Below are 25,715 nucleotides of genomic sequence, written 5' to 3' on the forward strand. Positions count from 1 at the left end.
CGAATCATCCTTATGTCCGCAGCATGGTCACCAAGTTCGAACTGCTGCCAAACCGCCGCGCGATCATAGATCGACGGGCGATCGGCGATGCGCTGGCGGCGCTGCTGCCCGGCAGCAACGATAGCGCCGCCTTGCGGGGCGATGGCACGGCGATTCTCAAGGCGGCGCTCGATGAGGGCCGCGCGGAGATTGCCCGGCGGCTGGAGGCCACACCGACGCGCGGCTCCGAAACCGCAGCAGCCTATGCCTTCCTGACCGACCAGATCCTGCGGCTGATCTACGACTTCACCGTCGAGCGGCTTTATCCGATCAACAATCCGTCGGCCGCCGAACGGCTGAGCCTGATGGCGGTCGGTGGCTATGGTCGCGGCGAGATGGCGCTCCATTCGGATGTCGACCTCGCCTTCCTCACCCCGTGGAAGCAGACCAGCTGGTCCGAGCAGGTCATCGAATCGATGCTCTATTCGATGTGGGATCTCGGCCTGAAGGTCGGCCATTCCAGCCGCTCGCTCGACGAAATGCTGCGCATGGCGAAGAGCGACCTGACTATTCGCACCGCCTTGCTGGAAGGACGGTTCGTGTGGGGCGACGAGGCGCTGTACGACGAGGCGGCGGGCCTGTTCGCGCGCGAGATCGTCAACGGCACGGCGAAAGGCTTCGTCACCGACAAACTTGCCGAGCGCAACGAGCGCCATCGCCGGATGGGTGACAGCCGCTATGTCGTCGAGCCCAATCTGAAGGAGGGCAAGGGTGGGCTGCGCGATCTTCATACGCTGTTCTGGATCGGCAAATATGTCTATCAGGTGCGCTCGGTGCCGGAGCTGGTCGACAAGGGCCTGCTGACCCGCGCCGAGCTCCGCCAGTTCCAGAAGGCCGAGAATTTCCTGTGGGCGGTGCGTTGCCACCTCCACATCGTCGCCGGGCGTCCCGAGGAGCGGCTGACCTTCGACGTCCAGCCCGAGATCGCCCGCCGGATGCGCTATGCCGAGCGGCCGGGCAAATCCGCGGTCGAGCGCTTCATGCAGCATTATTTCCTGACCGCGAAGCGGGTCGGCGACCTGACCGCGATCTTCCTCGCCCATATCGACGACAGCTTTGCGAGCCGGGGACGCCGTTTCGGCCTGCCGTCGCTGCGCCGCAAGCCGACCAAGCTCGACGGCTTCTCGCTCGATCGCGGGCGGCTGGCGATCCCGAGCGACGATTTTTTCGCGCAGGATCCGGTCCGGCTGCTGCAGATGTTCGTCATCGCCGATCGCCACGGCCTCGACATCCATCCGCTGGCGATGCGCGCGGCGGGGCGCGATGCCCGGCTGATCGACAATGCCGTCCGCCGCGATCCTCGCGCCAACGCCTATTTCATGGACGTGCTGACCTCGCACCATAGCCCCGAAAAGGTGCTGCGCTGGATGAACGAGGCCGGCGTGTTCGGTCGCTTCGTGCCTGATTTCGGCCGTGTCGTCGCGCAGATGCAGTTCGACATGTACCATCATTACACGGTCGACGAGCATTCGATCCGGGCGATCGGCCTGCTCTCGCAGATCGAGAAGGGCGAGCTCAAGGAAGACCACCCGCTGGCATCGGGGATCATCCCCAACATCGTCTCGCGCCGCGTGCTTTATGCGGCGGTGCTGCTCCATGACATCGCCAAGGGGCGCGGCGGCGATCACAGCGTGCTGGGGGCGGACGTCGCCGAGAAGCTGTGCCCCCGCTTCGGGCTGAGCGCGGCGGAGACCGAAACCGTGGCCTGGCTGGTGCGCCATCATCTCGTCATGTCGGACACGGCGTTCAAGCGCGACCTCAGCGACTTCAAGACGACCCTCGATTTCGCCGAGACGGTGCAGAGTCCGGAACGGCTGCGCCTGTTGTTCTGCCTGACGATCGTCGATATCCGCGCGGTCGGCCCGGCGGTGTGGAACAGCTGGAAGCGCCAGCTGCTCGGCGACCTCTATGGCGCGGCCGAGGAAGTGCTGCGGCTCGGCCACAAGCAGACCGGCCGGCGCGAGCGGATCTCGGCCAAGCACGCCCAGCTGCGCGACCGGCTCGGCTGGAGCGACGAGCGCTTCGCCGCCTATGTCACCCGCTTCCCCGAGGCCTATTGGGTGGCTGAGAGCGTCGACATCCTCGAGGGCAACGCCCGGCTGATCGAGGCCGCCGATGGCGCCGCCAAGCCCCTGTCGATCGTCGCCGCGCCCGATCCGGACCGCGGCGCGACCTTGGTCAGCATCTATGCGGGCGATCATCCCGGCCTGTTCTACCGGATCGCCGGCGCGATCCATCTCGCCGGCGCCAATGTGATCGATGCGCGCATCCACACCACCCGCGACGGCATGGCGATCGACAATCTGCTCGTCCAGGATCCGTTCGGACAGCCGTTCGACGAGCAGGACCGGATGAAGCGGCTCGGCATCGCCATCGAGGATGCGCTCCACAACCGCAATCGCATGGCCGACCGGCTGCTCGCCAAGCCGCATGCCCGGCCGCGCGCCGACGCCTTCACGATCGAGCCCGCGGCACTGATCGATAACCGCGCGTCGAACCGCTACACCGTGATCGAGGTCAACGCCCGCGACCGGCCGGCGCTGCTCTATGCGCTGGCCCATGCGCTGTTCCAGGCAAAGGTGATGATCCATTCCGCCCATATCGCCACCTATGGCGAGCGCGCGGTCGATGTGTTCTACGTGGCCGACCTGACCGGCGACAAAATCACCAGCACCGCGCGGCTTAAGACGCTGGAGCGGCTGGTGGTCGACGCGGCGGCCGGGGCGCCGGTGCGGAAAGCGGCTTAGCCGATATAGATGCGAGGCGTGTGCCTTGCCGGAAAAGGGAGGGCGAGATGGGCGTGCTCGGCATCGGCGGCATCTTCTTCCGCGCGCGGGATCCCGACGCGCTGAACGCCTGGTATCGCGATCATCTCGGCGTCGGCGCCGGCTGCAACGCGACCGGCGAAGGCGAGTCGTCCGAATGGTACTGGCAGACCAATGGCGGCCCGGTGGTGTTCGCGCCGTTCAAGGAGACCACCGACTATTTCGCCGCCGACAAGCAGTTCATGATCAACCTGAGGGTCTGCGGGATCGCAGGGCTGATCGAGTCGCTGAGGGCTGCGGGAATCGCCGTCGAGACCCGCGCCGAGTGGGATGCGCCCGAGACCGGCCGCTTCGCGCGCATCCACGATCCCGAAGGCAACGCCATCGAATTGTGGGAACCGCCGGCGGCGCCATGACCGCCAGTCGTGCCGCGCATCTCGGCGTCGCCCTGTCGGCGATGGCCGGGCTCGCCTGCCACTATGCGATCGTGCTGGGCCATCCGGGCGAGATCGCCCTGCGGTCGTTGCGCTTCCTCAGCTTCTTCACGATCCTGACCAACGCGCTGGTCGCGGTCGCGGCGATCGGTTTCGCGCTGCCGGGCGGGCGACTGCACCGCTGGGCGATCCGTCCGGAGACCCGCGCCGCGGTGACGCTCCACATCCTCGTGGTCGCGCTGATCTTCCACGCCCTGCTGCGGCACATGGTGCTGCCGGGCGCGCTCGGCTGGTGGGGCAACCTGCTGGTCCACCAGATCGTCCCGGCCGGCTGGGCAATGTGCTGGCTGGCGTTCGGCAAGCATGGCCGGATCGACGCGATGGCGCCGCTGCGCTGGCTGCTCTTCCCGCTCGGCTTTGCCGGATGGACGCTGATCCATGGCGCGGCGACGGGCTGGTATCCCTATCCGTTCATGAACGTCGCGCGCTTCGGCTATCCGGCGGTGCTCGCCAACATGGCGGTGATTGCGCTGGTGTTCCTGGCGCTGGGATATGCGTTGCGGTGGATGGATTACCAACTCGGATGCCGAATCCGATTGCTTCGTTAGGCAAGGCGAGGAGATCCCAGCTTTCGGCGGATGACGCTGATGGGAGCTGAGACCCCTCTCCACGTCATTCCTGCCAAAGCTGGAATCTCTCTTGTTCGGTTCGGATGCCGCTTGCCTTCAGATCAGGACGGTCTCGACGGCGATATTGCCATGCACGGCCTTCGAATAGGGGCAGATCTCATGCGCGAGCCGGATCAGCGCCTCGGCGACGTCGCGCTCGATCTGAGGAATGCTGACGCTGAGCCGTGCGGCGAGGAAATAGCCACTCTGGCCAAGGTTGAGGTCAATCTCGGTTTCGACCGACGGATGGACCGGGAGCTTCACCTTCTTCTGCGCGGCGGCAACCTCGATCGCCCCGAGATAGCAGGCCGACCAGGCGGCGCCGAACAGGTTCTCGGCGGCGGGATGCGGTTGCGGAAGCTTGAGATCGAACAGGCCGTCGCTGCTGCGCGCTGCGCCATCGGGGCCGCTGCTGTTGTACGTCTTGCCGGTGAAAAGAGTCTTGGCTGTCATGATCGGGGTTCCTTCTATTTAGAGCGTATCCGCTTAGATCGGATGCGATGTAAATAGAGGCGAATCGGCGCGAGAGTCAACCCCTTCCGATTTAATCGTACACGATCTATATAGGGCCTACCAAGCGACGGAGATCGACAATGCCCGCACCCACCCCGCCCGACGGCGAACGCCGGAAGCTATCCGACTTCATCTGCTTCGCGGTCTATTCCGCCAACCTGGCCTTCGGCCGTGCCTATAAGCCGATTCTCGACGAGCTTGGGCTCACCTACACCCAATATATCGCGCTGGTCGCGCTTGCCGAGGGCGACGAGCAGACGGTGAGCGCCCTCGGAGAGAAACTGTTCCTCGAGTCGAACACGCTGACTCCGATCCTCAAGAAGCTCGAGTCGCTGGGTTATGTGGTCCGGCGCCGCGCCGCGGTCGCGATCCGGGGGCTGCGCTGTTCGACGCCACCGGGCTCGGCGACGATTTCGCGACCATGCAGAAGGCGGTCGTGACGCTGCGCGACAATCTGCTGCGCGCAGGCAAGGCCAGGCCGGCCGCCTGATCAGGCAGATCGCCGCACAAAGACCGCAGGAAAATACCGGGGCACGTCAAAACGCGCCGGCCGAATCCCGCAGCCGCTTATTTCGGCGCAAGCACCATCAGCATCTGGCGGCCTTCCATGCGCGGGAACTGCTCGACCTTGGCGGTCTCGATCATGTCCGCCTGGACGCGCTGGAGCACCTGCATGCCGAGCTGGCCGTGCGCGAGTTCGCGACCGCGGAAGCGCAGGGTGACCTTCACCTTGTCGCCCTCGTCGATGAACTCGTGGATCTTCTTCATCTTGGTGTCATAGTCATGGTCGTCGATGTTCGGACGCATCTTGATCTCCTTGATCTCCTGCGTCTTCTGCGACTTCCGGGCGAGATTGGCCTTTTTCTGGGCCTCGTACTTGAACTTGCCGACATCGAGGAACTTCGCCACCGGCGGATCGGCGTTGGGGGAAACCTCGACCAGATCGAGCCCGACCTCCTGGGCCTGCTCCATCGCCTCTCGCGTGTACATCACGCCCAGATTCTCGCCAGCCTCATCGATCACCCGGACCTTGGGCGACTGGATGAACTCATTGTAGCGCGGGCCGTTAAGCGGCATCGGCTGCTGCCCCAAGGGGCGGCGCATCATCGGCGGACGTATAGCGAAATCTCCTGTCGTGGACTCAGGGGCGCGATATAGGCATTCGCGCTGGGTTTTGGAAGATGGCTAGCAGCCTTTTACGCGCGGCTTCGTCGCAGGGCGCTAGCCATCCCTACCCCGTTCGCATCGAGCGCAGTCGAGATGCCCTTCCAAGCGTAAGCGAGGAGCACATTTCCATTCAAATTGATCCCGCTCATCCGGGTATGGGCTGAGCTTGGCGAAGCCTGTCCTGAGCGCCTGCCTTGGCAGGCAGTCGAAGGGCCCCGTATCGAAGGACGATCCTTCGATACGCCATTTCGACTTCGCTCAATGGCTACTCAGGATGAGCGGTAGTCTTGTTCAGCTCTAACGACAGATTCCAGACCGAACGGAAAGAAAAAGGACCCGCCTCAGCCCCGCAAATCCGGCGGGGTCGCCTCCGCCCTCAGCGCGGCGATCGCCTCGTCGAGCGGCAGCACGGTCTGCGCCTGGTCGCCCAGCCGCCGGATCGCGACCGTGCCCTCCTCGGCCTCGCGCTTGCCGACCACCAGCAGCGCCGGGACCTTGGCGACCGAATGCTCGCGCACCTTGTAGTTGATCTTCTCGTTGCGCAGGTCGCTCTCGGCGCGCAGCCCCGCCGCCGTCAGCTTGGCCTCGACCGCGCGGGCATAATCGTCGGCGTCCGACACGATCGTCGCGACCACCGCCTGCACCGGCGCCAGCCACAGCGGGAAGCGCCCGGCATGATGCTCGATCAATATGCCGATGAACCGCTCGAACGTGCCCAGGATCGCGCGATGGAGCATCACCGGCCGATGACGCTCGCCATCCTCGCCGACATAGGAGGCGTCGAGCCGGTCGGGCAGCACCGTATCGGCCTGGATCGTGCCGACCTGCCAGGTGCGGCCGATCGCGTCGGTCAGGTGGAATTCGAGCTTCGGCGCATAGAAGGCGCCCTCGCCGGGCAGCTCCTCCCAGCCGAACGCCTCGGTCGCGCGGCCCGCGGCGGCGACCGCGTCGCGCAGCGTCTGCTCGGCCTTGTCCCACATCGCGTCCGACCCGAAGCGCGCCTCCGGGCGCAGCGCCAGCTTGATCGCATAGCTGTCGAAGCCGAGATCGCGATAGACCGCGTCGAGCAGGTCGCAGAAATCCTTGATCTCGGGGATCAGCTGGTCCTCGCGGACGAAGATGTGCGCGTCATCCTGGGTGAACTGGCGCACCCGCATGATGCCGTGCAGCGCGCCATGCGGCTCGTTGCGATGGCAGCAGCCGAACTCGGCCATGCGGATCGGCAGGTCGCGATAGCTCTTGATCCCCTGCTTGAAGATCAGGATATGCGCGGGGCAGTTCATCGGCTTGAGCGCCATCAGGTCGCCCTCGCCCGACAGCACCGGGCCCTCCTCTTCGGCATTGGGGATCTCGTCGGGGACGACGAACATATTCTCGCGATATTTGCCCCAATGGCCGGACTGCTCCCACTGGCGCGCGTCCATCAGCTGCGGCGTCTTCACCTCTTCATAGCCGGCCGCGTCGAGCCGCCGGCGCATATAGGCCTCCAGCTCGCGCCACAGGCGGAAGCCCTTGGGATGCCAGAACACCGATCCCTGCGCTTCCGACTGGAGATGGAACAGGTCCATGTCCTGGCCGATGCGGCGATGGTCGCGCTTGGCGGCCTCCTCCAGCCGCGTCAGATGCGCGTCGAGCTGCTTCTTGTTGAGCCAGCCGGTGCCGTAGATGCGGCTCAGCATCGCGTTCTTCTGGTCGCCGCGCCAATAGGCGCCCGATACGCGCGTCAGCTTGAACGCCTGCGGGTCGAGCTTGCCGGTCGAGGGCAGATGCGGCCCGCGGCACATGTCGAGCCAGTCGCCACCCGACCAGTAGACCGTCAGCGGCTCATCGCCGGGCAGCTCGGCGGCCCATTCCGCCTTGAAGCTTTCGCCCTGCTGCTTCCAGCGCGCGATCAGGTCCTCGCGCGACCAGACCTCGCGCTTCAGCGGCTTGTTCGCGGCGATGATGCGGCGCATCTCCGCCTCGATCGCGGGCAGGTCCTCTTCGGTAAAGGGCCGATCGCGCCCATCGATCTTGGGCGGCGCGAAGTCATAATAGAAGCCGTCGTCGGTCGACGGGCCGAAGGTGATCTGCGTGCCGGGGAACAGGCCCTGCACCGCCTCGGCCAGCACATGCGCATAATCGTGCCGCGCCAGCTCCAGCGCGTCGGCCTCGTCGCGCGCCGTCACCAGCGCGAGGGCGGCATCGGCCTCCAGCGGCCGGTCGAGATCGCGCAGCTCGCCGTCCACCCGCGCCGCGATCGCCGCCTTGGCCAGCCCCGGCCCGATCGCCGCGGCGATCTCCCCGGGCGTAGTGCCCGCCGCCACTTCGCGCACCGAGCCGTCGGGAAGCGTGATGTGAAGCAGATCGGACATGGGAGAAATGGATTCCTTGGCTTGAAGAGCGCGGCTTATGCCCGCGATGTAGGGCAAGGGGCAAGCCCGCCTCGCTGCCGATCCAGGCTTGAGGAGTAAAGGAGATTCCAGCTTTCGCTGGGATGACGTGGAGAGGGTATCTCCGCCCCGCCCCACGTCATCCCAGCGAAAGCTGGGATCTCCCTTCAACCTTGAACCACCTCGAACAGGTCGAGCCACCGAGGATTGGAGGCTTCGACGAGTTCGATCTTCCAGGCGCGCTTCCACGCCTTGAGCATCTTTTCGCGAGCAATGGCGTCCTCGATCGAGCCATGCGGTTCGACCAGGACAAGCCTCGTCAGCTTGTACCGCTTGCAGAAGTCGGACCCCTGGCCGCTGCGATGCCGCCAGATCCGCGCCGCGAGGTCCGCCGTCACGCCGACATAGAGCACACCGCGCGCCCGATTGGTCATGATGTAGGTCCAGCCGCCCCGCATGATCCGAGCCTAACGGAAGAAAAGAGAGATTCCAGCTTCCGCTGGAATGACGGATAGAAGGCCATCTCCGCCCATCAGCGTCATCCCAGCGAAAGCTGGGATCTCCCTTCAACCTTCCGAGCCGCGAACGAACCGCGCCCGCTCTCCCCCACATCGGATCGAAATCTGCTTGACGCCCCCGACCGCCCATAGTCCCATCGCGCCGGGCACGGGGGGAAAAGCCATGGCGGACGAGCAGGCGGGCAGCGCATTCCAGTTCCATGGCAGCTGGCGCGAGTTCGCGCCGATCGCCTTCACCAATTTGCTGCTGATCATCGTCACGCTCGGCTTCTACCGCTTCTGGGCCAAGACCCGCGAGCGCCGCTATCTGTGGAGCCGCACCGATTTCATCGGCGATCCGCTCGAGTGGACCGGCACCGGCAAGGAGCTGTTCATCGGCTTCCTGCTGGTGGCGCTGCTCCTGTTCGTGCCGGTCGCCGTGCTGCAGTTCGTGGTGCAGGGCCTGGTGATGCGCGGCCAGTTCGGCAGCGCCGTGGCGCTCAGCACGGCGGCCTATGTCGCGCTCGTCTATCTCTACGGCCTCGCCCGCTATCGCACCCTGCGCTATCGGCTCAGCCGTACCCTGTGGCATGGCATCCGCGGCGGCAGCGACGATCAGGGCTGGGGCTATGCGCTCACCGCGCTGTGGAGGACGGCGCTCGGCGTCTTCATCCTGGGCGTGCTCATGCCCTGGTCGATGACGAGCCTGTGGAACGAACGGTGGAATCGCCTGAGCTTCGGCAGCAATAGCTTCGCCGCGAACGCCAGCTGGCGCCCGATCATCGGCCGCTTCCTGCTCTTCTATCTCCTGCCGATCGTCGGCTGCGTCGGCGGCATCGCCGCCTTCGCCGGCTCGGCCTCCAGAGCCGCCGCGCCCGATCCCGCCATGTTTGTGACGATCTTCCTCGGCGTGATCGCCGCCTATTTCGCGATGGGGATCATCGCGATCCTCTATTATGCCGCCTATCTGCGCGAGGCGATCGGCGCGCTCACGCTCGACAGGATCGGCTTCGCCTTCACCGCGCGCTCGGTGGACTGGTTCAGGTTCATCTTCGCCACCATCGCGCTCGTCATCGTCACCTTCGGGATCGCGCTGGTCTTCCTCGGCTATCGCAATTGGGCCTTCTTCATCCGCCATCTCGAAGCGACCGGGGAAGTGACCCTGGCCGATCTGACGCAGTCGACCACGGCGATGCCGAAGCAGGGCGAGGGGCTGCTGGACGCACTCGATGTCGGAGCCTTCTGACCCGCCAGCGATGCGCGCGGCGGCGTGGCTCTACGATGGCCGATCGGCCGTCCGCCACGCCGTTTCCGTGGCGCTGGCGGGCGACAGCCTCGCCATCGATGGATGTCCCGCCGTCGCGCTCGGCCTGCTGCTGCGCCTCGATGGCCCGCTCCTCCACTTCGGCCGTTCCGATATCCCCGGGTGGAGGCTCGGTTTCGAGCAGGATCCACCGGCGGAATGGCTGGCGCGGCTGCCCGGGCCGGTCCGCTATGGCCGGCTGATCGATCGCCTCGGGCTGTGGCGCGCCGCCATCGCCGGCGCCGTGCTGTCGGCACTGATCCTGCTCGGCGTCATCTCCGGTCTCGATCTGCTGGCGCGCGCGATCCCCTTCGCCTGGGAACAGCGGCTGGGCGACAGCATCAGCGGCGACTTCGAAGCCCATGCCTGCCATGCGGCGGCGGGGCAAAAGGCGCTCGACGGCCTCGCCCGGCGGCTGTCGCCGGCGAGCCGCCCGATCCGCGTGACGGTGCTCGATGTTCCGGTGGTCAACGCCGTCGCGCTGCCCGGCGGGCGGATCCTCATCTTCGATCGGCTGATCGCCGAGGCGCGCTCGCCCGACGAAGTCGCCGGCGTGCTGGCGCATGAGATCGGCCATGTCGATCATCGCCATGTGCTCGTCGCGATGATGCGCCGCTTCGGGATCGGCCTGCTGCTCGGCTCGGGCGGCAACAGCGCCCAATATGGCCAGGCGCTGCTCGATTCGCGCTACAGCCGCGCCGCCGAGGCGCAGGCCGACGACTATTCGATCGAGCATCTCCGATCGGCCGGGATCAGCCCGATGGCCACCGCCGCGCTGTTCGCCCGGCTCGGGCGCGACGAGAGCGCTGATCCCGGCATCTTCGCCTATCTGGCCAGCCACCCGCCCTCGGCCGATCGCCGCCGCCGCTTCGCCGCGGCGGCCCGCACCCTGCGCCACCCATCGCCCGCCCTGCCGCCGGCCGCGTGGCAGGCCGTCCGCGCCATGTGCGACAAGGCAAAGGCCGCGCCTGCGAGCAAGAGTTTCTTCCGGTTCTGAGCGGGGGGAGGTGAGGCAAGCCATGATGGCAGGGGCATGATCCGCAATGCAGCCCCGCTGATCGAAGCTAATGGCGCTCATTGGGCCGTCAGCGGAATGGCAGGTTCCGTGGCGCGGGAGGCGCTTAGCTGCCTTTCCCGTCCGCCACTCAGCGGCAGCAGCTTCCGACCAAACCTCGTCGTTCGCGTTACTCGCGTCGACTGTCCGGATCGGGCAGAAGCTGCCGTCCGCTTTTCATAAAACGCCGGTCGGCAATCTTCCCACTCAGGCCCCGCGCGGTTTCTGCTTGAGCTGGTCAGCGCGGACCTGGCTCTGGAAATTGAAGACCCAGCCTGGATATTCCACGGGCAGCTCACTGACCTCGTTGAGTGCGCTCAGTTCCGCGTCGGTCAGCACCACCTTGGCCGCAGCAATGTTATCATCGAGTTGCTCGGGCTTCTTGGCGCCGATGATCACGGTGGAGACGGCCTTTTGGTGCAGTAGCCAGGCAAGTGCGATTTGAGTGGTCGAAACGCCCTTGGCTTCGGCGATCGGCTTCATCGCGTCGATGACATTATAGCCCCGTTCCTCATCTACCGGCGGAAAGTCGAAAGTAGCGCGGCGGTTCGGGCCTTCCTTGGCGCCGTCGCGGCTATATTTGCCTGACAGAAAACCGCCAGCCAGCGGACTCCACACCATCAATCCGATGCCTTCGGATTGCATCATCGGCACCAGTTCGCGCTCCAGGTCGCGCCCGGCAAGCGTATAATATGCTTGAACCGACGCGAAGCGGGCCAGGTTGAACTGGTTCGAGATACCAACCGCTTTTGCGATCTGCCAGGCGGCCCAATTGGAGACGCCGATATAGCGGACCTTGCCCTGCTGGACGACCGTATCGAGGGCGCGCAGCGTCTCTTCGATCGGCGTGATCGTATCGAATCCGTGGATCTGGTAAAGATCTATATGGTCGACCTGTAAGCGCTTGAGGCTGGCCTCCAGGCTGTAGAGCAAATGCGAGCGGGAAGTGCCGCGCGCGTTCGGGCCTTTGCCCATCGGCCCGAAGAATTTGGTGGCAATGATGACATCTTCTCGCGGGATACCGATGTTGCGCAATGCCTGGCCGGTGATCTGTTCGGAAAGACCCTGCGAGTAGACGTTGGCTGTATCGATAAAGTTGATACCGGCATCGATCGCGATCTTGACCAGATCGTCAGCTTCTTCCTGCTGTAAGCCGCCCATGCTGTCATAAATGCCGCCTCCGCCGCCAAAGGTCATGGTGCCGAGGCAGAGTTCGGAAACGAACAGGCCGGTGCGGCCAAGGATATTGTAGCGCATGGGAATCTCCTGCTTGAATTGAAGCGGGTACGCGGATGGCGCGGGCGTTCGAACCGAATGGGCTTCGTTGCCAAAGAATTGCGTGAAGTCTCTCGTTGGAGCGTCGGCTCCCCTCTTGTAATAGGGGCTGACTGTGCCTTCTCGAAGCCTGATCGCCGCAAATCCTTGCCCGATCCGATCAAATGCAGAAAGCATCGCTCACGAAACTTGCACTTGGGCAAGGCGGAAACGATTATGGCGAATGCACGAATCGCTCGCCAACCTCGCATACCGCCATGTTACGTCGCCGAGTGGGAATGTCCTTCCCCGCGTCAGCCTCCACACCGCCCAGGAGCCGAGTTGGCCGATCCCGACGCTATATCGCCCCATGTTCGGCATGGTCCTGCGCGGCGCGAAGCGCGTGACCATCGGAGACCGCACGCTCAATTACGACGCCGCGCACTACTTCATAGGCTCGATCGATCTGCCGGCAGAGGTCGCGATTACCAAGGCATCTCCGGAGACGCCCTATGTCGCGGTCAGCTTGGCGATCGACCAGCAAATGCTGGCCGACCTCGCCGTGGATATGACGAGCGATACAGATGGCGAGACCATGGCCTTCGCGGTAGAAACGGTGACCCCGGAGTTGCACGATGCCTGGCGCCGGATGCTGCAGTTCCTTGATGCGCCGGACGAAATCGCCGCCCTGGCGCCATTGGTGGAGCGGGAAATCCTGTTTCGTATCCTGCGTGGTCCACGGGGGACGGTGCTGCGGCAGGCGGCGGGCGCCGACAGTCGCCTCGCGCAGATCAGGCATGCTATCACGCACCTGCGGGAAAATTTTGCCCGGCCAGTCCGCATTGATGAACTGGTCAAGATTGCGGGTATGAGTGCGGCAACGTTCCACCGCCATTTCCGCGCCGCAACCGCGATGAGTCCCTTACAATATCAAAAAGCGCTTCGCCTGCAGGAGGCGCGACGGCGGTTGATTGCTGACAACGATGCCGCCGGTGCGGCCTATGCCGTAGGGTATGAGAGCACGTCGCAGTTCAGCCGCGAATACACCCGCATGTTTGGCACATCTCCCGGGCGCGATGCCGCTAAGCTGCGAGCGAGCGTGCGCTAGTCTAGGGCAACGCTATGGCTTAAATCGGAACCGGTGACACCGCCCAAGGTCAGGCAAATCGTGCAGATGTTGCCGAGCAGGCAATCACCTGCTTGAGAATTTCCAAATCTCGATCGTTTGCGGGGCATTCGTCAAGGGCAGCTAGCCCAGTTTAGCCCTTGGAAGCTACCCGAGCGATGTCCACCAGAGTTGCGCATCGCATCGCTTCACCGCACGCCCCGCTCGCATCAACCGCCCACCCACCGGCACGGCGGCCCGCGTTCACGCGGCAGACAGGTTCGTCCGAACAGGCAGGTTGGACTGGGGAGGTTAGAAGGAGTCATCCCATGCACATCATTTCGAAAAGACCAGCTGTTCGCGTCATGCTTGCCATGCTGGCCCTGCCCATGGCGGGCAGCCTGTCCGCGCAGCCGCAAGGCGCGTCCGAATCCGGCATCGTCGTCGATGGCGCCGTGCCGCAGCCGCCGGTGATGACGGCCGGGCCCGAGATCAAGGGCATCATCTCCGCGCGCAGCGGCGACAAGCTGAAGGTCACCGCCGCCGACGGCACCAGCACGGTCATCGCCGTCAATGACGCGACGCGGATCAAGACCGGCGGCGGGCTGTTCAGCGCCAACCGCAGCAAGCTTGCCGCGGCCTCGCTGCTCAACGGCCTGCCCGTCACCGTCAAGACGATGCAGCCGGCCGGCGGGCAACCGGGCGATGGCCTGGTCGCGAGCCAGATCGTGTTCCGCAACAACGATCTCAAGACCGCGACGATGATCCAGAACGCCACCGCCCAGCGCTTCGACGAACAGACCGCGGCAACCGAGTCGCTGCGCGGCCGCCTCGGCGACATCGACAAATATAATATCAAGGCCACGACGAACGTGCACTTCGATACCGGCAAGGCGGAGTTGTCCGCCGAGGACAAGGCCGCTCTCTGCAACACGGCAACCACGGCGCAGGGAACCGAAAACGCCCTGATGCTGGTGGTCGGCTACACCGATTCGGTCGGCGGCGACGAGTTCAACCAGCAGCTGAGCGAAAAGCGCGCCGGTCGCGTCATCAACTATCTCCAGCAGGCCTGCGGCTGGAAACCCTATCGCATGCTCACCCCGACCGGCATGGCCAAGGCCGATCCGGCGGCGAGCAACGACACCGAGGAAGGCAAGGCGCAGAACCGCCGCGTCGCGGTGAATATCCTTGTCAGCAAGAGCGTCGACGAGATGGCTTCGAACCAGCATTTCTAGACAGCTTGCGCGATCGGGCCGGACGTGGACAGTCCACGCCCGGCCCGGCGTCGACCCTGCGACCGTGCTGTGCGGGTCCGGGGTTCCGGCTGATATGTTCCTGTTTCGTTCTTGCTTTTCAGCCCGGTTTTCGCTAGGCGCGCGGTGTCAGATTGAATCATCCGCTCATCCTGAGCAGCCACTGAGCTTGGCGAAGGGGCGTGTCGAAGGACCTCCTTCGATGCGGGCTTCGCCAAGCTCAGCCCTTACTCAGGATGAGCGGATCGATCTCATTCCAATGTGCTCTAGCCAATCGCGTGCCGATGACGACCCGTCCCCGCCAGATCAGCTATCGTGATGCCTTCCCAAGCCGCAGGGCAGCCGCGCGATCGCGCGTGCCTGTCGGCCGCCCCGATGCGCCTGGCCGTGTGCGGTTCACCACGCTGACGGGAGGGCGCTGGAATCGAAAAAACAGAAAAACGGCCGAACAACCCCATGCACCCGGATTTTTGTCACTTATAGCTTGTCATGTCCCGCGCGCCGATCTCCGCTATAGGGCCATCGCATGACCGCTTATCTCACTCGCCCGGACAAGCCCGCGCTTGCCTATCGCTATCGGCCCGGACGCGGGCCGGTGATCGTCTTCCTGCCCGGCTACAGGTCCGACATGGAGGGCGAGAAGGCGACCGCGCTCGATGCCTGGGCGGGCCGCGAGGGGCGGGCGATGCTGCGGCTCGACTATTCGGGCTGCGGCGCCAGCGAGGGGCGCTTCGCCGATTTCACCCTCGATCATTGGCGCGACGACGTGCTCGACGCGATCGCGGCCTTCGCGGCCGGCGGGCCGCTGCTACTGGTCGGCTCGTCGATGGGCGGCTGGCTGGCGCTGCTGGTGGCGCTCGCGCTGCCTGGCCGGGTCCAGGCGCTGGTCGGTATCGCCGCCGCGCCCGACTTCACCGACTGGGGCTTTTCCGAGGACGTCGTCGCGCTGCTGCGCGAGGAGGCGAAGATCGAGCAGCCCGGCGACTATTCGGACGAGCCCCATGTGACGACCTATGCCTTCTGGGAATCGGGGCAGGCCAACCGGCTGCTCGCCAAGGGAGAGCGGGCCGAGATCGCCTTTGACGGCCCGGTCCGGCTGCTGCAGGGGCAGTTGGACGATACTGTCCCCACCTCGATCGCGCTGCGGCTGTCGCGTGCGATCCGTTCAGCCGATGTGCAGACCATATTGGTCAAGGACGGCGATCATCGCCTGTCGCGGCCGGGGGATATCGCCCTGCTGCTGGGCGTCGTCTCGCAGCTGATGGAGCCCTGATGCTGATCCTGCTCATGGCCGCCGCCGCCGCCGTTGCTGCCCCTGCTGCCGCTCCTGCCGCTGCGCCGCCCACTCAGGCCGAGCATGCGGCGCGCGGCGCGAAATGCGCGGCTCTGGCCAAAAACGATCCCGCCAAGGCCGAGGCCGAGGCGCGCGGCTGGATCGCGGGCGGCGGCGGCATGGCGGCGCGGCAGTGCCTCGGTGTCGCCCAGTCGGGCCTCGAGCAATGGCCGGCCGCCGCCACGACCTTCGAGGGCGCCGCCCGCGATGCGCAGATCGCGCAGAACCCGATGGCGGTGGTGCTGTGGATGCAGGCGGGCAACGCCGCGCTGGCGGGCGACGAGCCGGCCCGCGCGCGCGCCGATTTCGACAGGGCGCTGGCCCTGCCCGGCCTCTCGAACGAGATGAAGGGCGAGGTCTATCTCGATCGCGCCCGCGCCGGCGTGTCGGTCAACGACCTGCCCGGCGCCAGGGTCGATCTCGAACAGGCGACGAAGCTGGTGCCGCGCGATCCGCTAGGCTGGCTGTTGCGCGCCAATCTCGCCCGCCGGATGAAGGAGATGCCGCTGGCCTATGGCGCGATCCGCGAGGCGGCGGCGCTGTCGCCCGGAGACCCCGCGATCAGCTACGAAGCCGGCAACATCGCCGCGGCGGCCGGGCAGATGGACGACGCCCGCGCCGCCTGGACCCGCGCCGCGCAGGCCGCGCCGGACAGCGACGCGGGTCAGGCGGCGGCGCTGGCGCTCAAGGACGCGGCGAGGCCGCGCCCTTGAGTTTTATTTGTTCTGCCTCAGACGCCGGGCGCGGGGCATCCGCCCCGCTTGGCTTCCTCGCAATAAGCTCGGGCGGTCGTTCGGCCTTGCGGGTCACTGACGTGCCCCGGTGCCGAGCTCTGCGTCGGAGCCTGTCGAGGCTCCGCAAGGCCGAACGGCCGCCGCGCCTTATTGGCGCGAAGCCAAGCAGGACGGATGTCCTGCGCCCGGCGTCTGAGGGCCAAACAAAAAACTCATCGGCCCTTCGCGCGGTCACCGGCAGCGCAGCTTCCGTTCCAGGCGTTGCATCGCCGATCGCGGCCCCTAGATTAGGCCGATGAAGTATTTGCACACCATGATCCGCGTCTCCGATCCCGACGCCACCATCCGCTTCTTCGAGCTGCTCGGGCTGCGCGAGACCAGGCGCTTCGACAATGAGGCGGGCCGCTTCACCCTGATCTTCCTGGCGGCGCCCGGCGACGAGGACGCGCAGGTCGAGCTCACCCATAATTGGGGCGAGAAGGGCTATGAGGGCGGCCGCAATTTCGGCCATCTCGCCTATCGCGTCGACAATATCTACGAGACCTGCCAGCGGCTGATGGACGCCGGGGTGACGATCAACCGGCCGCCGCGCGACGGCCATATGGCGTTCGTGCGGACCCCCGATAACATCTCGGTCGAGCTGCTCCAGGACGGCAAGCTCGAGCCCGCCGAGCCCTGGGCTTCGATGCCGAACGTCGGGAGCTGGTGAGCATGGCGGTCGAGATCCTTCGCCTGCCGGTGCTCAGCGACAATTATGTCTGGCTGATGCACGATCCGGCCTCGGGCGAGACGGTCGTGGTCGATCCGGCGGTGGCGGAGCCGGTGCTCGACGCCGCGGCGGCGCGCGGCTGGACGATCGGCCAGATCTGGAACACCCACTGGCATCCCGACCATATCGGCGGCAACGCGGCGATCAAGGCGGCGACCGGCTGCATCGTCAGCGGCCCCGCCGCCGAGGCCGCCAAGATCCCGACTCTCGATGTGCCGCTGCGCGAGGGCGATATCGTCCGGATCGGCGCGATCGAGGGGCATGTCATCGAGGTCCCCGCGCACACCGCCGGGCACATCGCCATCCACCTGCCGACCGAGGGCGCCGCGTTCGTCGGCGACACCCTGTTCGCGATGGGCTGCGGCCGGTTGTTCGAGGGAACGCCGGCGCAGATGTTCGCCAACATGGCGCGGCTGTCGGCCTTGCCGGCCGAGACGCGGGTCTATTGCGCCCATGAATATACCCAGTCCAACGGCCGCTACGCGCTGGTCGCGGAGCCCGACAACCTCGCGATCCGCCAGCGGATGAGCGAGGTCGACGCGGCCCGCGCGGCCGGCGAGGCGACGGTGCCGAGCACCATCGCGCTCGAGCGCGCCACCAATCCGTTCATGCGGGCCGCCAGCGTCGAGGAACTCGCTGGCCGCCGCGCCGCGAAGGACGCCTTCAGGGGCTGATCGTTGCGGGTGGTGCCGGGGCGCAGTTGCTGGTCGGCTCATACCAAGCTCGATAAACTGCGACTCTTCCCCCTCCCCTTCAGGGGAGGGGACGGGGGTGGGGCGTATCCCCAAGGTCGGTCCATGAGGCGAGGCCCCACCCCAACCCCTCCCCTGAAGAGGAGGGGCTTGGTAGGGTCCGATCAGCCCAACGCGGTATCAGTCGCGCAGCAGCTCGTTGATGCCGGTCTTCGAGCGGGTCTGCGCGTCGACCCGCTTGACGATCACCGCGCAGTAGAGGCCGGGGCCGCCGTCCTTGCCGGGCAGCGTGCCGGGCACGACCACCGCATAGGATGGCACGCGGCCGACGAAGACCTCGCCGGTGGCGCGGTCGACGATCTTGGTCGAGGCGCCGAGATAGACGCCCATCGACAGCACCGCGCCTTCCTCGACGATCACCCCCTCGGCGACCTCCGAGCGCGCGCCGATGAAGCAGTTGTCCTCGATCACGACCGGGCCCGCCTGCAGCGGCTCGAGCACGCCGCCGATGCCGACGCCGCCCGACAGATGGACGTTCTTGCCGATCTGCGCGCAGCTGCCCACCGTCGTCCAGGTGTCGACCATCGTGCCTTCGCCGACGAAGGCGCCGAGATTGACGAAGCTCGGCATCAGTACCGCGCCCTTGGCGATATGCGCGCCGCGCCGCACGATCGATCCCGGCACCGCGCGGAAGCCGGCGCTGCGATATTCCGCCTCGCCCCAGCCGGCGAACTTCGACGGCACCTTGTCCCACCAGCTCGCGCCGCCGGGCGCGCCGGGGATCAGTTCCATGTCGTTGAGGCGAAAGGAGAGCAGCACCGCCTTCTTGAGCCACTGGTTGACCGTCCAGCCGTCGGCCCCCTTCTCCGCGACGCGGCGGGTGCCGGCGTCGAGCGACAGCAGCGCTTCCTCGACCGCATCGCGCACCGCGCCCCTGGTCGAAAAGCCGATCGCGTCGCGATCTTCCCAGGCCTGTTCGATGGTCTTCTGCAGATCGCCGCTCATTGCATACCCCCTGTGATTTCGTGCAGCCATTGGCCGACGTCATGGATTTCATAGTCGATGAAGCTCAGGTCGACCTCATGGCTGCCGAGTTCGGAGCCGTTGTTCACCCACACCGTGGTCATGCCGATCGCCTTGGCCGGCTTGAGGTTGCGGGCCATGTCCTCGACGAACAGCGATGTGGTCGGCTCGATCCCGAATGCCTTCACCATCGACTCGTAGCTCGCGACATGCGGCTTGGGCTGGTAGGCGCAGGCGTGGATGTCGTGGATCGCCTCGAAGCTCTTCGACAGGCCGAGCCGTTCGAGCACCCGCTCCGCATAGACGGCATCGCCATTGGTGAAGATCAGCTTGCGCCCCGGCAGCCTGGCCACCGCCTCGACCAGCCGCCGGTCCTCTTCCAGCGCGTCCATCTCGACATCGTGGACGAAGGCGAGGAATTCATGCGGGTCGATCTCGTGGTTCTTCATCAGCCCCGACAGGGTGGTGCCATGCTCGCGAAACAGCCGCTTCTGGATCTGGTGCGCCTCCTCGGCATCGACGCCGAGCAGTCGCTGGACGTACAGCCCCATGCGCACGTCGATCAGCCCGAACAGATCGGCCGTCGCCGGATAGAGGGTGTTGTCCAGATCGAAGATCCAGGCGTCGATATGGTCGAGGGCGGCAAGCATGGCGGGCGAGTAGCGGTTGGGGGGAGGCGAGGCAACCCGCCGGCCTTCCCAGCCGCGATAAGGGGAGGAGGCTTAAACGGTAAAGCTCTCGCCGCAGCCGCAGCTGCCCTTGGCGTTGGGATTGGCGAACACGAAGCCGGCCGAGAAGTCGTCCTCGACCCAGTCCATGCGCGAGCCGATCAGGTACAGGATCGAGCCGCCGTCGACATAGAAGTCGCCCCCCGGGGTCATGATCTTCTCGTCGAACGGATCGGCCTGGCTGACATAGTCGACCGAATAGGCCAGGCCGGAGCAGCCGCGGCGCGGCGTCGACAGCTTGACGCCGATCGTCCCCTCGGGCGCCGACGCCATCAGATGCGCGATGCGCGCCTCGGCCGATGCGGTGAGCGTCAGCGCGGCGGGGCGGGCGCGGGTTTTCACGTCACTCATGGTTCGTCTCCAGACCTTCCCGTTCAGGGAGGGTAGATTACAACATTCCAAGTTCCAGCTTCGCCTCGTCGGACATCTTCGCCGGATCCCATGGCGGATCCCAGACGAGGTTGACCTCGGCCGATCCGACCCCCGGGACCGCGCCGACGCGCAGCTCGACCTCGCCCGGCATCGATTCGGCCACCGGACAATGCGGCGTGGTCAGCGTCATCGTCACCACGACATGGCTGTCGGGGGTGACGTCAACGCCGTAGATCAGCCCGAGCTCATAGATGTTGACCGGGATCTCGGGGTCGTAGATCTCCTTGAGCGCGTCAATCACGCCCTCGTAGAGATCGCCGCCCGGCTCCCCTGCACCCGCGGACGCCGGTTTTTGCGCCAGGAAGCCTTCGAGATAATCGGGCTTGTGGCCCACATCGTCGAGATCGACGCGTGCCTTGGGCGGCGCCGCGACGGCGGTGACCTCCTCGATCTCGATCTTGCCTGGTTCGTTCATTGGTTCGCCTTGCTCGCTATCTGGCATCATCCGAAAATCCGCGTCACCCGTTCGATTCCCCGCGCCAGCGCCGCAACATCGCTCTCGTCATTGTAGATGCCGAAGCTCGCGCGCGCGGTCGCGGGGATATCGAGGTGTTCCATCAGCGGCTGGGCGCAATGATGCCCGGCCCTGATCGCCACCCCTTCCTCGTCCAATATGGTGCCGATGTCGTGCGGATGCACCCCTTCGATCGCGAAGGAGACGATGCCCGCGGCATCCTCCGGTCCGAACAGCCGCACGCTGTTGATCGCCGACAGCGCGTCGCGCGCTTGCGTCACCAGCGCCACTTCGTGGGCGTGGATCACCGGCAGGCCGATCGCCTCGACATAATCCATCGCGGCATGGAGGCCGAGCGCGCCGACGATGTTGGGCGTGCCCGCCTCGAAACGCTGCGGCGCGGGCGCCCAGCTCGTCTTCTCGAACGTCACCTTGTCGATCATCGACCCGCCGCCCTGCCAGGGTGGCATCGCGTTCAGCAGCGCCCCCTTCGCCCAGAGCGCGCCGATACCGGTCGGTCCATAAAGCTTGTGACCGGAAAAGGCGTAGAAGTCGCAGCCGATCGCCTGCACGTCGACCGCGATCCGCGGCACCGCCTGGCACCCATCGAGCAGGATCTTCGCGCCGACCGCATGCGCGAGCCCAGTCGCGCGCTTTGCGTCGAGCAGCGATCCGAGCACGTTGGAGACATGCGCGAAGGCGACCAGCTTGTGTCGCTCGGTGAGCATGCGTTGGGCCGCATCGAGGTCGATCCGGCCGTCCTCGGTGAGCGGGCAGACGTCGATAGCCACGCCGGTGCGGTCCTGGATCAGCTGCCAGGGGACGATATTCGAATGATGCTCGAGCTTGGACAGCAATATGCGGTCGCCGGGGCGGAGATTGGCAACGCCCCATGTCTGCGCGACGAGGTTGATCGCCTCGGTCGCGCCGCGGACGAACACCACTTCGTCCGAGCTGTGGGCGTGGAGGAAGCGCGCGACCCGCTGGCGTGCCGCCTCATAGGCGATCGTCATATCGGCGGAGCGGCGATAGACGCCGCGATGCACGGTCGCATAATCGCGGCCATAGGCCTGGTCGATCGCGTCGATCACCGCCTGCGGCTTCTGCGCGGTTGCCGCGGTGTCGAGATAGTGCCAGCCCTCGGGGATGGCGGGGAAATCCCGGGTCCACGCGTTCATGCGCGTCCCTCCAGCCAGCGCTCGGCGTCGGCCTGGAACATGTCGCGCGCGCGCTGCTCGCCGATCCGCGAGATCGCGTCGGCGATGAACGCCTGGGTCAGCAGTGCGCGGGCGCGATCGGGCGTGATCCCGCGCGACATCATGTAGAACAGCGCGCGCTCGTCGAGCTCGCCGACGGTCGCCCCATGGGCGCATTTCACGTCGTCGGCGAAGATTTCGAGCTCGGGCTTCAGGTTCACGGTCGCGGTGCGCTTGAGCATCAGCCCGCGCAGGCTCTGCTCGCCATCGGTCTTCTGCGCATCGCGCGCCACCTCGACCCGCGCCGCCATGCTGACGGTCGCCCTGTCGTCGGCGACGGCGCGCCACAACTGCCGGCTGGTGCCCTCTTCGCAGGCGTGGCGGACGACAATCGCCGCTTCGTGGCGCTGCTCGTCGCGCGCGAGCAATGCGCCGCCATGCTCGGCATAGGCGCCCGGTCCGTCGAGCAGGATCGCACCATCGATGCGGCTGCTGCCCTGACCGGTGCCGAGCACGGTGGTGACGAGGCTCGCCCCCGCGTCCAGCCGCGCTTCGTCGCGCAGCGAGGTGAAGCCGGACGATTGCGAAATACGGATCGCCCGCATCAGCCGCGCCGAGCGGCCGAGCCCGATGCTGGTGAGCCGGTTGGCCCAGCCGTCGCCGACATAGGTCTCGACGATGCTCGCCTGCGCGTCCTCGGCCATGACGATGCGCGCGGGCAGGTGGCTGGCGCCGCCGGTCGCTACATGGACGATCTCGATCAGGTCCTCGGCCCCGTCCTCATGGACGGCGAGCGTCCAGCCAGAGCCAGTGGCGAGCGCCGCCAGCGGATGCGTGGAGCCGATTCCGGTCGGGCCGACGGCAATCGGGCCGGGGCGGCTGCGCGCCTCATCGAACCTGCCGTCGACGAACAGCAGGCGCGGGCCGTCGCCGATCCAATGTGCATCGAGATCGCGCGCGCCGGCGGCGGGTGCGGCGGCGGCGAGTCCAGGCAGCGCCGACAGGTCGGACCAGCGCCACGCTTCCTCGCGGGGAGAGGGGAGCGACAGGCTCACGCCGCGATCGCTCCGTAACCCTCGCGCTCGAGTTCGTGGGCGAGCTCGGGGCCGCCGGTGCGGACGATGCGGCCGTCGGCGAGGACATGGACGAAGTCAGGTTTCACATAGTCGAGCAGGCGCTGATAATGGGTGATCAGCAGCACCGCCTTGTCGGGCTTGCGCATGATCATGTTGATGCCGCCGCCGATGGTGCGCAGCGCATCGATGTCGAGGCCAGAATCGGTCTCGTCGAGGATCGCCAGCCTGGGGTCGATGATCCCCATCTGCACCATCTCGTTGCGCTTCTTCTCGCCGCCCGAGAAGCCGACATTCACCGGCCGCTTGAGCATGTCCATGCTCAGCCCGAGCGCGTCGGCCTGCGCCCGCGCGCGCTTGAGGAAATCGCCGCCGGACAGCGGTTCCTCGCCACGCAGCCGCCGCTGGGCGTTCAGCGCCTCGCGCAGGAACTGCACGTTGGAGACGCCGGGGATCTCGACCGGATATTGGAAGCCCAGGAACAGCCCGGCCGCGGCGCGCTCATGCGGCGCCAGCGCGAGCAGGTCGACGCCGTCGAAGGTCGCCGATCCCTCGGTCACCTCATAGCCGGGCCGCCCGCTCAGCACGTAACTGAGCGTCGACTTGCCCGCGCCATTCGGCCCCATGATCGCATGGATCTCGCCCGGGTTGAGCGTCAGCGACAGCCCCTTGAGGATCGGCTTGCCGTCGACTTCGGCGTGGAGGTTATTGATGTTGAGCATTGACGATACCGTTTCCGTAAATTGCCTCGGCTTCAGACAAGGTGAGCCTTTTGTGCATTAGCGACATGGCGGCGGAAATTTCCTTTTCCGTCATCCGACCGACCCCTTCCAGCTTCTCCCCAGCAGCTTGTGCGGCACGGCCTTCTCAAGCCCCTCCGCTGAAGGGGAGGGGAGTCGAGGCGGCGATCCTGATCGCGAGGCGAAAGCTCAGCCAACCGAGCCCTCCAGGCTTATCCCGAGCAGCTTCTGCGCCTCGACCGCGAACTCCATGGGGAGCTGCTGGAGCACCTCCTTGGCGAAGCCGTTGACGATCAGCGCCACCGAGGCTTCCTGGTCGAGCCCGCGCGACATCGCGTAGAACAGCTGGTCGTCGCTGATCTTCGAGGTGGTCGCCTCATGCTCGATCTGTGCCGAGGGGTTCCTCACCTCGATATAGGGCACGGTGTGCGCGCCGCATTTGTCGCCCAGCAGCAGCGAATCGCACTGGGTGTGGTTGCGCGCATTCTCGGCGGTCGGGCCGACGCGCACGAGCCCGCGATAGGTGTTGTTGCTCTTGCCGGCCGAGATGCCCTTCGAGACGATCGTCGAGCGGCTGTTCCTGCCCAGATGGATCATCTTGGTGCCGGTATCGGCCTGCTGGCGGTTGTTGGTGACCGCGACCGAATAAAATTCGCCGACGCTGTTCTCGCCGGCAAGGACGCAGCTCGGATATTTCCAGGTGATCGCGCTGCCGGTCTCGACCTGGGTCCAGCTGACCTTGCTGTTCCGGCCCTGGCACAGCGCGCGCTTGGTGACGAAATTATAGATGCCGCCCTTGCCCTCGGCATCGCCCGGATACCAGTTCTGGACGGTCGAATATTTGATCTCGGCATCGTCCAGTGCGACCAGCTCGACCACCGCGGCATGGAGCTGGTTCTCGTCGCGCATCGGCGCGGTGCAGCCTTCCAGATAGGAGACGTGGCTGCCCTTGTCGGCGACGATCAGCGTGCGTTCGAACTGGCCGGTATTCTCCGCGTTGATGCGGAAATAGGTGCTCAGCTCCATCGGGCAGCGCACGCCCTCGGGGATATAGACGAAGGTGCCGTCGGAGAAGACCGCGCAGTTGAGCGTCGCGAAATAATTGTCGTGCATCGGCACGACCTTGCCGAGCCACTTGCGCACCATCTCGGGATATTCGCGGATCGCCTCGCTGATCGACCGGAAGATGACGCCGGCCCGCTCGAGCTCGGCGCGGAAGGTGGTGGCGACCGAAACCGAATCGAACACCGCGTCGACGGCGACCTTGCGCGCGCCCTCGACGCCGGCGAGCACCTTCTGCTCCTCGATCGGAATGCCGAGCTTCTCGTAGACGCGCAGGATCTCGGGATCGACCTCGTCGAGCGAGCCCAGCTCCTTCTTCGCCTTGGGCGCCGCATAATAATAGGCGTCCTGATAATCGATCGGCGGCACGTCGAGCTTGGCCCAGTCGGGCGGCGTCATCGTCAGCCAGTGGCGATAGGCCTTGAGTCGCCAGTCGAGCATCCATTCGGGCTCGTTCTTCTTGGCAGAGATGAAGCGCACGGTGTCTTCGGACAGGCCTTTCGGCGCGAAATCCTGCTCGATGTCGCTGGTGAAGCCCCATTCGTAATTGGAGGCCTTGTCGGCGGCGTCGATCGCGGCGCGATTCTTTTCGGTGCGAGTGTCGGTCATGCCGACACTCCCCTAGAATTGCCCGACAGCATTGCAAGGCTGACCCCTCCGAGCGCGCCGCGAATCGTGTCGTTGACCACGCCCCAGTGCGGCTTGACCAGGCACGAGCCCTCGAGCCCGCAGTCGTGGCGATGGTCGTCGACGCAGGCGGTCATCGCGATCGGCCCCTCGACGGCTTCGACGATGTCGGCCAGGCTGATCTCGGCTGCCGGGCGGGCGAGGCGGACGCCGCCGCCGGTGCCGCGCGCCGAGGCGAGAAGGCCCGCCTGCGCGAGTCGGCCCATCAGCTTCTGCGCGGTGGGCAGCGGCACGCCGGTTTCATCGGCGATCAGCGTCGCCGTGAGCCGCTCGCCCGGCGCGTGACGCGCGGCGGCGGACAGCATCACGACCGCATAATCGGCTAGGCTGGACAGGCGCATGACAAGTTCTACTTTCAATCGGATTGA

The 25,715-nt window shown here is 66.1% G+C and carries 26 protein-coding genes; 12 read left to right on the plus strand and 14 right to left on the minus strand.

The genetic code is table 11. The features are described 5' to 3' along the window. The first annotated feature begins 23 nt into the window (after positions 1-23). From AC1DQK_RS04870 to AC1DQK_RS04880, 3 genes are read left to right on the plus strand one after another with little or no spacing between them, the layout of a single operon-like run. Positions 24-2,786 (plus strand): [protein-PII] uridylyltransferase, encoded by a 2,763-nt coding sequence (locus AC1DQK_RS04870; RefSeq protein ID WP_477867985.1) that lies wholly within the window; start codon positions 24-26, stop codon positions 2,784-2,786. Between the two features lie 47 nt (positions 2,787-2,833). Further along, positions 2,834-3,220, plus strand: coding sequence for a VOC family protein (locus AC1DQK_RS04875; RefSeq protein WP_477867986.1), 387 nt, complete (start codon positions 2,834-2,836; stop codon positions 3,218-3,220). After that, complete coding sequence (locus AC1DQK_RS04880; protein WP_477867988.1) at positions 3,217-3,846, plus strand: Pr6Pr family membrane protein; 630 nt, start codon at positions 3,217-3,219, stop codon at positions 3,844-3,846. Before AC1DQK_RS04875 ends, AC1DQK_RS04880 begins: the two co-directional genes overlap by 4 nt. 117 nt (positions 3,847-3,963) lie before the next feature. Here AC1DQK_RS04880 and AC1DQK_RS04885 read toward each other — a convergent pair whose 3' ends face one another. Further along, the gene (locus tag AC1DQK_RS04885; RefSeq protein ID WP_477867990.1) at positions 3,964-4,359 is read right to left on the minus strand and encodes an Ohr family peroxiredoxin; all 396 of its coding nucleotides are present in this window, start codon (positions 4,357-4,359) and stop codon (positions 3,964-3,966) included. A 140-nt stretch (positions 4,360-4,499) separates the two neighbouring features. On the opposite strand from AC1DQK_RS04885, the gene AC1DQK_RS04890 reads away from it, so the two are divergent. Beyond that, positions 4,500-4,859 carry a MarR family winged helix-turn-helix transcriptional regulator gene (locus AC1DQK_RS04890; RefSeq protein ID WP_477867992.1) on the plus strand — a complete coding sequence of 120 codons (360 nt, stop codon included), beginning with the start codon at positions 4,500-4,502 and terminating at the stop codon, positions 4,857-4,859. A 127-nt stretch (positions 4,860-4,986) separates the two neighbouring features. On the opposite strand, the gene infC is transcribed toward AC1DQK_RS04890, so the two are convergent. The 3 genes from infC to AC1DQK_RS04905 all read right to left on the minus strand — a co-directional run bounded on the left by infC (position 4,987) and on the right by AC1DQK_RS04905 (position 8,416). Beyond that, positions 4,987-5,526 carry a translation initiation factor IF-3 gene (gene infC, locus AC1DQK_RS04895; RefSeq protein ID WP_340317333.1) on the minus strand — a complete coding sequence of 180 codons (540 nt, stop codon included), beginning with the start codon at positions 5,524-5,526 and terminating at the stop codon, positions 4,987-4,989. A 401-nt stretch (positions 5,527-5,927) separates the two neighbouring features. Next, a complete protein-coding gene (gene thrS, locus AC1DQK_RS04900; RefSeq protein ID WP_477867995.1) occupies positions 5,928-7,940 on the minus strand; it encodes a threonine--tRNA ligase in 2,013 nt (670 codons plus the stop codon). Positions 7,941-8,125: 185 nt separating this feature from the next. Then, the gene (locus tag AC1DQK_RS04905) at positions 8,126-8,416 is read right to left on the minus strand and encodes a GIY-YIG nuclease family protein (protein WP_477867997.1); all 291 of its coding nucleotides are present in this window, start codon (positions 8,414-8,416) and stop codon (positions 8,126-8,128) included. Positions 8,417-8,639: 223 nt separating this feature from the next. Between AC1DQK_RS04905 and AC1DQK_RS04910 the strand changes: the two genes are divergently transcribed. Further along, a complete protein-coding gene (locus tag AC1DQK_RS04910) occupies positions 8,640-9,701 on the plus strand; it encodes a YjgN family protein (RefSeq protein ID WP_477867999.1) in 1,062 nt (353 codons plus the stop codon). Next, a complete protein-coding gene (locus AC1DQK_RS04915; protein ID WP_477868001.1) occupies positions 9,685-10,755 on the plus strand; it encodes a M48 family metallopeptidase in 1,071 nt (356 codons plus the stop codon). The genes AC1DQK_RS04910 and AC1DQK_RS04915 overlap by 17 nt, the downstream gene beginning before the upstream one ends. A gap of 264 nt (positions 10,756-11,019) precedes the next feature. Here AC1DQK_RS04915 and AC1DQK_RS04920 read toward each other — a convergent pair whose 3' ends face one another. Continuing rightward, complete coding sequence (locus AC1DQK_RS04920; RefSeq protein WP_477868003.1) at positions 11,020-12,069, minus strand: aldo/keto reductase; 1,050 nt, start codon at positions 12,067-12,069, stop codon at positions 11,020-11,022. 241 nt (positions 12,070-12,310) lie between these two features. On the opposite strand from AC1DQK_RS04920, the gene AC1DQK_RS04925 reads away from it, so the two are divergent. From AC1DQK_RS04925 to gloB, 6 genes are all read left to right on the plus strand, one after another. Next, positions 12,311-13,174, plus strand: a complete 864-nt coding sequence (locus AC1DQK_RS04925; protein WP_477868005.1) for an AraC family transcriptional regulator — start codon at positions 12,311-12,313, stop codon at positions 13,172-13,174. Positions 13,175-13,500: 326 nt separating this feature from the next. Continuing rightward, positions 13,501-14,406, plus strand: coding sequence for an OmpA family protein (locus AC1DQK_RS04930; protein ID WP_477868007.1), 906 nt, complete (start codon positions 13,501-13,503; stop codon positions 14,404-14,406). Positions 14,407-14,950: 544 nt separating this feature from the next. Then, on the plus strand, positions 14,951-15,697 hold the full coding sequence (locus AC1DQK_RS04935; protein WP_477868009.1) for an alpha/beta hydrolase: 747 nt from the start codon (positions 14,951-14,953) through the stop codon (positions 15,695-15,697). Next, a complete protein-coding gene (locus AC1DQK_RS04940; protein ID WP_477868011.1) occupies positions 15,697-16,470 on the plus strand; it encodes a hypothetical protein in 774 nt (257 codons plus the stop codon). Before AC1DQK_RS04935 ends, AC1DQK_RS04940 begins: the two co-directional genes overlap by 1 nt. Before the next feature lie 316 nt (positions 16,471-16,786). After that, a complete protein-coding gene (locus tag AC1DQK_RS04945) occupies positions 16,787-17,200 on the plus strand; it encodes a VOC family protein (RefSeq protein ID WP_477868013.1) in 414 nt (137 codons plus the stop codon). Between the two features lie 2 nt (positions 17,201-17,202). Then, a complete protein-coding gene (gene gloB / locus AC1DQK_RS04950; RefSeq protein WP_477868015.1) occupies positions 17,203-17,934 on the plus strand; it encodes a hydroxyacylglutathione hydrolase in 732 nt (243 codons plus the stop codon). 198 nt (positions 17,935-18,132) lie between these two features. On the opposite strand, the gene dapD is transcribed toward gloB, so the two are convergent. From dapD to AC1DQK_RS04995, 9 genes are all read right to left on the minus strand, one after another. Continuing rightward, a complete protein-coding gene (gene dapD / locus AC1DQK_RS04955) occupies positions 18,133-18,957 on the minus strand; it encodes a 2,3,4,5-tetrahydropyridine-2,6-dicarboxylate N-succinyltransferase (RefSeq protein WP_477868017.1) in 825 nt (274 codons plus the stop codon). Continuing rightward, entirely contained in the window at positions 18,954-19,625 is a 672-nt protein-coding gene (locus tag AC1DQK_RS04960) for a pyrimidine 5'-nucleotidase (RefSeq protein ID WP_477868019.1), read from the minus strand. Before AC1DQK_RS04960 ends, dapD begins: the two co-directional genes overlap by 4 nt. 72 nt (positions 19,626-19,697) lie before the next feature. Further along, entirely contained in the window at positions 19,698-20,054 is a 357-nt protein-coding gene (locus tag AC1DQK_RS04965; protein WP_477868021.1) for a HesB/IscA family protein, read from the minus strand. A gap of 37 nt (positions 20,055-20,091) precedes the next feature. Continuing rightward, entirely contained in the window at positions 20,092-20,550 is a 459-nt protein-coding gene (locus AC1DQK_RS04970; protein ID WP_477868023.1) for an SUF system Fe-S cluster assembly protein, read from the minus strand. 26 nt (positions 20,551-20,576) lie between these two features. Next, positions 20,577-21,767, minus strand: coding sequence for a cysteine desulfurase (locus AC1DQK_RS04975; RefSeq protein ID WP_477868025.1), 1,191 nt, complete (start codon positions 21,765-21,767; stop codon positions 20,577-20,579). Then, positions 21,764-22,840 carry a SufB/SufD family protein gene (locus tag AC1DQK_RS04980; RefSeq protein ID WP_477868027.1) on the minus strand — a complete coding sequence of 359 codons (1,077 nt, stop codon included), beginning with the start codon at positions 22,838-22,840 and terminating at the stop codon, positions 21,764-21,766. Before AC1DQK_RS04980 ends, AC1DQK_RS04975 begins: the two co-directional genes overlap by 4 nt. Next, on the minus strand, positions 22,837-23,580 hold the full coding sequence (gene sufC / locus AC1DQK_RS04985; protein WP_477868029.1) for a Fe-S cluster assembly ATPase SufC: 744 nt from the start codon (positions 23,578-23,580) through the stop codon (positions 22,837-22,839). Before sufC ends, AC1DQK_RS04980 begins: the two co-directional genes overlap by 4 nt. A gap of 207 nt (positions 23,581-23,787) precedes the next feature. Further along, positions 23,788-25,269 (minus strand): Fe-S cluster assembly protein SufB, encoded by a 1,482-nt coding sequence (gene sufB, locus AC1DQK_RS04990; RefSeq protein ID WP_477868031.1) that lies wholly within the window; start codon positions 25,267-25,269, stop codon positions 23,788-23,790. Continuing rightward, entirely contained in the window at positions 25,266-25,688 is a 423-nt protein-coding gene (locus tag AC1DQK_RS04995; RefSeq protein WP_477868033.1) for an SUF system Fe-S cluster assembly regulator, read from the minus strand. Before AC1DQK_RS04995 ends, sufB begins: the two co-directional genes overlap by 4 nt. Positions 25,689-25,715 lie beyond the last annotated feature (27 nt).

The organism is Rhizorhabdus sp. P4_G5 (assembly GCF_056401065.1).

Coding starts and splice junctions, on each gene's coding strand:
- AC1DQK_RS04875 (WP_477867986.1), top strand. CDS start 2,834: ATGGGCGTGCTCGGCATCGGCGGCATCTTCTTCCGCGCGCGGGATCCC.
- AC1DQK_RS04920 (WP_477868003.1), bottom strand. CDS start 12,069: ATGCGCTACAATATCCTTGGCCGCACCGGCCTGTTCGTTTCCGAACTC.
- thrS (WP_477867995.1), bottom strand. CDS start 7,940: ATGTCCGATCTGCTTCACATCACGCTTCCCGACGGCTCGGTGCGCGAA.
- AC1DQK_RS04890 (WP_477867992.1), top strand. CDS start 4,500: ATGCCCGCACCCACCCCGCCCGACGGCGAACGCCGGAAGCTATCCGAC.
- dapD (WP_477868017.1), bottom strand. CDS start 18,957: ATGAGCGGCGATCTGCAGAAGACCATCGAACAGGCCTGGGAAGATCGC.
- AC1DQK_RS04930 (WP_477868007.1), top strand. CDS start 13,501: ATGCACATCATTTCGAAAAGACCAGCTGTTCGCGTCATGCTTGCCATG.
- infC (WP_340317333.1), bottom strand. CDS start 5,526: ATGATGCGCCGCCCCTTGGGGCAGCAGCCGATGCCGCTTAACGGCCCG.
- AC1DQK_RS04915 (WP_477868001.1), top strand. CDS start 9,685: ATGTCGGAGCCTTCTGACCCGCCAGCGATGCGCGCGGCGGCGTGGCTC.
- AC1DQK_RS04995 (WP_477868033.1), bottom strand. CDS start 25,688: ATGCGCCTGTCCAGCCTAGCCGATTATGCGGTCGTGATGCTGTCCGCC.
- AC1DQK_RS04880 (WP_477867988.1), top strand. CDS start 3,217: ATGACCGCCAGTCGTGCCGCGCATCTCGGCGTCGCCCTGTCGGCGATG.
- AC1DQK_RS04975 (WP_477868025.1), bottom strand. CDS start 21,767: ATGAACGCGTGGACCCGGGATTTCCCCGCCATCCCCGAGGGCTGGCAC.
- gloB (WP_477868015.1), top strand. CDS start 17,203: ATGGCGGTCGAGATCCTTCGCCTGCCGGTGCTCAGCGACAATTATGTC.
- AC1DQK_RS04970 (WP_477868023.1), bottom strand. CDS start 20,550: ATGAACGAACCAGGCAAGATCGAGATCGAGGAGGTCACCGCCGTCGCG.
- AC1DQK_RS04870 (WP_477867985.1), top strand. CDS start 24: ATGGTCACCAAGTTCGAACTGCTGCCAAACCGCCGCGCGATCATAGAT.
- AC1DQK_RS04925 (WP_477868005.1), top strand. CDS start 12,311: ATGCACGAATCGCTCGCCAACCTCGCATACCGCCATGTTACGTCGCCG.
- sufB (WP_477868031.1), bottom strand. CDS start 25,269: ATGACCGACACTCGCACCGAAAAGAATCGCGCCGCGATCGACGCCGCC.
- AC1DQK_RS04935 (WP_477868009.1), top strand. CDS start 14,951: ATGACCGCTTATCTCACTCGCCCGGACAAGCCCGCGCTTGCCTATCGC.
- AC1DQK_RS04940 (WP_477868011.1), top strand. CDS start 15,697: ATGCTGATCCTGCTCATGGCCGCCGCCGCCGCCGTTGCTGCCCCTGCT.
- AC1DQK_RS04945 (WP_477868013.1), top strand. CDS start 16,787: ATGAAGTATTTGCACACCATGATCCGCGTCTCCGATCCCGACGCCACC.
- AC1DQK_RS04910 (WP_477867999.1), top strand. CDS start 8,640: ATGGCGGACGAGCAGGCGGGCAGCGCATTCCAGTTCCATGGCAGCTGG.
- AC1DQK_RS04885 (WP_477867990.1), bottom strand. CDS start 4,359: ATGACAGCCAAGACTCTTTTCACCGGCAAGACGTACAACAGCAGCGGC.
- sufC (WP_477868029.1), bottom strand. CDS start 23,580: ATGCTCAACATCAATAACCTCCACGCCGAAGTCGACGGCAAGCCGATC.
- AC1DQK_RS04905 (WP_477867997.1), bottom strand. CDS start 8,416: ATGCGGGGCGGCTGGACCTACATCATGACCAATCGGGCGCGCGGTGTG.
- AC1DQK_RS04960 (WP_477868019.1), bottom strand. CDS start 19,625: ATGCTTGCCGCCCTCGACCATATCGACGCCTGGATCTTCGATCTGGAC.
- AC1DQK_RS04965 (WP_477868021.1), bottom strand. CDS start 20,054: ATGAGTGACGTGAAAACCCGCGCCCGCCCCGCCGCGCTGACGCTCACC.